The sequence below is a fragment of the Candidatus Thiosymbion oneisti genome, from assembly GCF_900092655.1.
Lineage (GTDB): Bacteria > Pseudomonadota > Gammaproteobacteria > Chromatiales > Chromatiaceae > Thiosymbion > Thiosymbion oneisti.
The window spans coordinates 1-4757 of sequence record NZ_FLUY01001644.1 but is presented as its reverse complement, the minus strand read 5'-3'; the positions used below and the strand labels follow the sequence as shown (position 1 = coordinate 4757).

Sequence of the window (4757 nt, the reverse complement as noted above, 5' to 3'; positions counted from 1 at the left end):
TAGGGGGCGTTCTCAATTAACAGATTTTCTCTCGTTCCCACGCGCCGCGTGGGAACGCGGAAGCTCCGCGCCGCGGAGTGTCTCGGAAACTCGTAGTCGCTGCCGCATGGGCCTGATGTGCTTGATTTTCATGAGGATTCAGCTCAATTGAGAACGCCCCCTAGTGTCTAGTTTCATCAAAATTTTCCCGTCATCTCGGCCGAAGGGAGAGCCCGCAGGTCGGGTCAGGCCAGGGCGACGGAGGTGGCTGGCATATGGCGGATGGCACAAGCTTATCCGCCCTACGCGGGCTCCAGCGTGGGAGCCAGAGAGATAGGTTCCCGAACTCGAGAATGAAGAAGATCGGTAACGGATCCCTGGTGCTCGGCGTCATCATCGTCAACTACAATGCTGGCGATCTGCTTGCGGATTGCGTCCAGGCGGTGCTCGCCTCACCGATCGATTTGGAGGTATTCGTCAGTGACAACGGGTCTCGGGACGGGAGCCTGACTCGCCTTCGGAGGCACCAAGGGGGGGACCCGCGGCTGACCATCCTGGAGCACGGCTCCAATCTGGGTTTCGCGCAGGGCAATAACCTTGTCCTGGCCCACACGCGTGCGCCCTACCTGCTGATCCTGAATCCGGATTGCATCGTCGGTCCCGATTCCCTCGGGCAGCTGCTCGATTTCATGGACGCGACCCCGGATGCCGGAATGGCCGGCTGTATGATTCGTAATCCGGACGGAAGCGAGCAGCGGTCTGCCCGTCGTCGGATCCCGACGCCTCGGATCGGACTGACGCGTTTCCTCTACCTGGGGCGGTTTTTCCCGCAGCTTACTCGGAATGAGCGCCTGGACCTGATCGATGATCCTGTGCCTGAAGGGCCGGTCCCGGTAGAGGCGGTCTCCGGCGCCCTGATGCTGGTCCGCAGGTCGGCGCTCGAGGAGGTCGGCCCGCTCGACGAAGGCTATTTCCTGCACTGCGAAGATCTGGACTGGTTCATGCGTTTCCGGCGCGCGGGTTGGAAGCTCTATTTGGTGCCGAACGTGGCAGTGGTTCACCATCAGGGTAGCTGCAGCACCGGCCGGCCGATCGCGGTGGAATGGCACAAACACAAGGGCATGGTGCGCTTCTTCCGCAAATTCCAGTTGCGTGACTATCCGCTTCCCTTCGGCGTGCTCGTCGTGATCGGCATTTGGGCGCATTTCGGCCTGTTTCTTGCGGTTTATGGCCTGCGCCGTCTGGCAGGGCGGGGGCGAAAACGGTGATCTCTTCCGGGGGCGGTTGAGCTTTAACATAGACTATTTTGTTTCAGGTGGTTAGATAACCCAACTCGAATTTCCCAACGCCTGGAATCAGCCGTTCGCTAAATAGGGGCCTTGAAAAATTCAGTTTTTCAGCGCGCTTGATGAATAGTTGATGAAATACTGACGCACTGATGCCGAAAAGAGGACGTAAACGTGGGCCATTCCAGGATTGGGTTGGATCGGCACCGGAACGATCGCCGCGTCGATAATCTGCCCCTGCCTGGCCTCAAAGCCCTCAGCGGCCAGCAAGTCGTGAACACCCGCTCCAACAGTTCCAACGCCTTGAGGTGCTCACGAAAGCGCCACACCGGGGTGGCATCCGCAACTTCGTCCTCGATTAAGAGCACCTTTACAAGAATTTCATTATTTTTCCTGGAATCCTCAGTGTATCTGCTCCGTTTCTCATGCCGACCAGGCAAGTATTCATACACAAAGATCTTCTGTCTGGGCACCCCTGGCGGGTGCCCATCATCAACTCATTTTTGACTTGGCATCCATTCTAATGGGAGCCTTATGGATCCATCCATCGGACCTGCCCCGCTATGAAAAACAAGCGAGACATCCTGGTTACCAGCGCCCTGCCCTACGCCAACGGCCCCATCCACGTCGGCCACCTGGTGGAATACGTTCAGACGGACATCTGGGTCCGCTTCCAGAAGATGCGCGGGCATCGCTGCTATTACGTCTGTGCCGACGACGCCCACGGCACGCCCATCATGCTGCGCGCCCGCCAGGACCGCATCGGGCCCGAGGAGCTGATCGCGCGGGTGGCGGAGGAACACAGAGCGGACTTCGCGGACTTCCGCATCGGCTTCGACAACTACCATTCGACCCACTCGCCGGAGAACCGCCACTACGCCTGCCTGGTCTATGAACGCAACCGGGACCAGGGCCACATCGCCAGCCGCACCATCACCCAGGCCTACGACCCGGTGGAGGGGATGTTTTTGCCGGACCGCTTCATCACAGGCGAGTGCCCCAAGTGCGGGACCCCCGAGCAGTATGGGGACAACTGTGAGGCCTGCGGCGCCAGCTACTCTCCGTCCGAGCTCAAGAACCCCCGCTCCGCCATCTCCGGCGTCAAGCCGGAGGAGCGCGCGTCCGAACACTACTTCTTCCGGCTCGGGGATTTCGAGGCCCAACTCAAGCAGTGGACCCGCAGCGGCAGCTTGCAGAAAGAGGTCGCCAACAAGCTCGACGAGTGGTTCGAAGCGGGCCTCAAGGAATGGGACATCTCGCGCGACGCCCCCTACTTCGGATTCGAGATCCCAGACCACCCGGGCAAATTCTTTTATGTTTGGTTGGACGCCCCCATCGGCTACATGGCCAGCTTCCAAAACCTGTGCGATCGGACGGATGGTCTCGCCTTCGACGATTTCTGGGGCCCCGCCTCGAACGCCGAGATCTACCACTTTATCGGCAAGGACATCATTTACTTCCATGCCCTGTTCTGGCCGGCCATGTTGCACGGTGCGGGGTTCCGTATGCCGACGGCGATCTTCGCCCACGGCTTCCTGACGGTGGACGGGCAGAAGATGTCCAAGTCCCGCGGCACCTTCATCAAGGCCCGTACCTACCTGGACCACCTGAATCCGGAGTACCTACGCTACTACTTCGCCGCCAAGCTGGGTCCCGGCGTCGAGGACATCGACCTCAACCTGGAGGACTTCGCCCTGCGGGTCAACGCGGACCTGGTAGGCAAGGTGGTAAACATCGCCAGCCGCTGCGCCGGGTTTATCAATAAAGGCTTCGCTGGTCGGTTATCGCGGCACCTCGCCGAATCGGAGCTGTTCGCCGAGTTCGGGCACGCCGGCACTTCCATCGCCGAGGCCTACGAGCGCCGGGAGTTCAGCCGTGCCGCGCGCGAGATCATGGTCCTGGCCGACCGCGCCAATCGGTATATCGACGAGCAGGCCCCCTGGGTGGTGGCCAAAGCGGCGGACCGCACGCAGGAGTTGCAGGACATCTGCTCCGTGGGGCTGAACCTGTTCCGGGTCCTGATCGGTTACCTACGCCCCATTCTGCCCGCCACCGCACAGGCCGCGGAGGATTTCCTGCGCATACCGCCCCTGACCTGGGATGTGCTCTCCGAGCCGCTGGTAGACCACGAGATCAGCAAGTTCAAACCCCTGATGACCAGGGTCGAGCCCAAGCAGATCCGGACCATGGTGGAGGCGTCCAAAGCGGATCTTGCCGGTGCGGACACCGATGAGACCCACGCCCGCACGCCGCGCACCGAAGGGTATCTGGCCCGGGCCCCGATTGCGGATACCATCGAGTTCGACGATTTTGCCAAGATCGACCTGCGAGTCGCACGCATCGCCGCTGCGGACCATGTGGCGGGGGCCGACAAGCTGTTGCGACTCGTCCTCGATCTGGGCGGCGAGACCCGGACCATCTTGGCCGGCATCCGTGCCGCCTACGACCCCGCCGATCTGGTGGGCCGGCACACGGTCATGGTCGCTAACCTGGCCCCGCGCAAGATGCGCTTCGGAGTATCCGAAGGCATGGTCCTGGCCGCGGGACCCGGCGGCAAGGACCTCTTCATCCTGAGCCCGGACCAAGGCGCGGAACCGGGGATGAAAATCAAATAACCGGCGTTTCCCCAGTCAGCAAGGCATCCGAAGCAGCGGATCAGTCCACATGAATCAATCCGAATCGATCCTCGATCCGGCCACGCAACTCGCCGAGGCCCGCGCCCGGCGAGATAGCCTGGTGCAATCGCTACTCGCCATGAATGGGGGCAATCCCAATCTCTACGCCGCGATGGGCCGCAACGAAGGCTACGACAGCCTGCTCTGCGCCCTGCGTGGAGAACAGGCGGCCATAGAAACGCTGAGTCGGATTCAAGACTTGGATGCGAAGAAATGACGGGTTGTCGGACGCGTAGGGAGTGAGTCAGGACGAGCGCGTATAAATTGCTTACTGACTAGTACATCGTTTCAACAAAAATAGCATGTTAAAACCACTCCCTGTCATTTCGAGCGAAGCGAGAAATCCTTGTCCCGACGAAGGAGGGATCTTGTGACTTTGTGGTTGTATTATCGCTAAAGATCTCTCCCTTCGGTCGAGATGACAGAGACCAGTTTTACTATAAAATTATTGTGAAACAGGGTATTAGTGGAAGGGAGAATACTGTGACCCCGCGCCTCAAAGAGCTGGAAGACCTACTCTCTGGCTCCCACGCTCCAGCGTGGGAGCAAGTCCAAACGCTCCAGCGTCATGAAACCTTGGCCGCTGGAGCGGCCACACTTGCGTTCCCACGCTGGAGAGACTGTGAAAGAATTCGTTTTTCCCGGAAGTGGTGGGGTGAAGCCACCATATTTCATACTAAATTCGGTAGTGGCTAATGTATAAGTGATAACATGACCAACGGTACTGGCTACTATGTCCTCTCTCCCGCCGGGAGAGGGGTTGGGGAGAGGGGATCAAAAAGATGAATCGCTCTACTTTTTCACTTATAAGTTTACC

At 59.6% G+C, this 4757-nt stretch carries 4 protein-coding genes; 3 read left to right on the top strand and 1 reads right to left on the bottom strand.

Translation table 11 applies throughout. From position 1 onward, the window contains the following. Nucleotides 1–332: 332 nt before the first annotated feature. On the top strand, nucleotides 333–1247 hold the full coding sequence (locus tag BQ17_RS17050) for a glycosyltransferase family 2 protein (RefSeq protein WP_089729124.1): 915 nt from the start codon (nucleotides 333–335) through the stop codon (nucleotides 1245–1247). 120 nt (nucleotides 1248–1367) lie between these two features. Here BQ17_RS17050 and BQ17_RS22105 read toward each other — a convergent pair whose 3' ends face one another. Next, complete coding sequence (locus tag BQ17_RS22105; protein ID WP_176722492.1) at nucleotides 1368–1535, bottom strand: hypothetical protein; 168 nt, start codon at nucleotides 1533–1535, stop codon at nucleotides 1368–1370. A gap of 272 nt (nucleotides 1536–1807) precedes the next feature. Here BQ17_RS22105 and metG point away from each other — a divergent pair, with 272 nt between their 5' ends. Together metG and BQ17_RS17040 are read left to right on the top strand one after the other, a co-directional pair. After that, nucleotides 1808–3880 carry a methionine--tRNA ligase gene (gene metG, locus BQ17_RS17045; RefSeq protein WP_369406487.1) on the top strand — a complete coding sequence of 691 codons (2073 nt, stop codon included), beginning with the start codon at nucleotides 1808–1810 and terminating at the stop codon, nucleotides 3878–3880. Between the two features lie 49 nt (nucleotides 3881–3929). Further along, entirely contained in the window at nucleotides 3930–4157 is a 228-nt protein-coding gene (locus BQ17_RS17040) for a hypothetical protein (RefSeq protein WP_089729120.1), read from the top strand. Nucleotides 4158–4757 lie beyond the last annotated feature (600 nt).